The 1,189-nt window shown below is 61.1% G+C and carries 1 protein-coding gene; it reads left to right on the plus strand.

The window, feature by feature from the left end; genetic code table 11:
• The first annotated feature begins 138 nt into the window (after nucleotides 1–138).
• Nucleotides 139–1,104 (plus strand): tripartite tricarboxylate transporter substrate binding protein, encoded by a 966-nt coding sequence (locus AC1D1X_RS23870; RefSeq protein ID WP_477668478.1) that lies wholly within the window; start codon nucleotides 139–141, stop codon nucleotides 1,102–1,104.
• Nucleotides 1,105–1,189 lie beyond the last annotated feature (85 nt).

Raw genomic sequence — 1,189 nt, forward strand, 5'->3', positions numbered from 1 at the left:
CAGTCGCACAAGCGTTTCAGCGTGAGCTGGAGCCGGACCAAAACCAGGAGGTGCAGAAGAAATGACTCGTCACGATTTCTTTCAGCACCCACCTCACCCCGGATTTCCCTTCCAACTAAAAACGAAAGCGAGACAAGCATGAAGTTTCTGACACCGCGCAAATTGCTGGCGACAGCCCTCCTGGCGCTCACCAGCCTCTGCGGCAACAGCTGGGCGCAGGCCTACCCGAACAAGCCCATTGAAGTGATGGTGGCCTTCCAGCCTGGCGGCGGCACGGACTCGCTGGCGCGCGCCTATGCCGAAGCCGCCAAAAAATACACCACGCAATCGCTGGTGGTCTACAACAAACCCGGCGCCAGCGGCGCTATTGGCCTGGCCGACGTGGTCAACGCCAAGCCCGACGGCTACAAGATTGCCATGCTGTTTGTGGAGGTAACCATCCTGCCGCACATGGGCATCACCAAGATCACGCAGGACGACTTCATCCCGATTGCCCGCCTGAATGCCGACCCGGCTGCCATCACCGTGAAAGCGGACTCGCCCTACAACACGATTGAAGAGTTCCTCGCCGCCGCCAAAAAGACCGGCAGCGACGTGAAGGTCGGCAACGCCGGCAATGGCTCGATCTGGCACCTGGCGGCCGCCTCGCTGGAAGAAAAAACCGGCGCCAGGTTCAACCACATCCCCTACCAGGGCGCCGGCCCCGCCGTGCTGGCCCTGCTGGGTGGTCATGTGGACGCGGTAGGTGTGAGCCCGGCTGAGGTTGCCGTGCATGTGGCGGCCGGCAAGCTGAAGATTTTGGGTGTGATGGCCGACCAGCGCGTCAAGGGTTTTGAGAACGTGCCCACCCTCAAGGAACGCAACATCGACCTGTCCATCGGCACCTGGCGCGGCCTGGGCGTGGCCAAAGGCACACCGCCTGAAGTCGTGGAAACCATCCGGACTTTCAGCAAGAAGGCGGCCGAAGAGCCCATCATGCGCGAAGTGATGGACAAGCTGAACCTGGGCTACGCCTATGCCGACGGCCCCGCCTTCAAGGCGCAAATGGTGCGCGACAACGACAACTTCAAACAACTCGTGACCAAGCTCAACCTGAAGAACTGAGCAATGAGCCTGTTCAATGTCTAAACGAGGCCGCGCAAGCACCTTCTCGGGATGGGATGCAAGGCGCGGTGCGACGCCCATAGCC

Source organism: Polaromonas sp. P1_G4 (assembly GCF_056405475.1).

What these genes read in the sequence shown, in the direction of transcription:
- AC1D1X_RS23870 (WP_477668478.1), top strand. Translation starts at nt 139, where the DNA reads ATGAAGTTTCTGACACCGCGCAAATTGCTGGCGACAGCCCTCCTGGCG.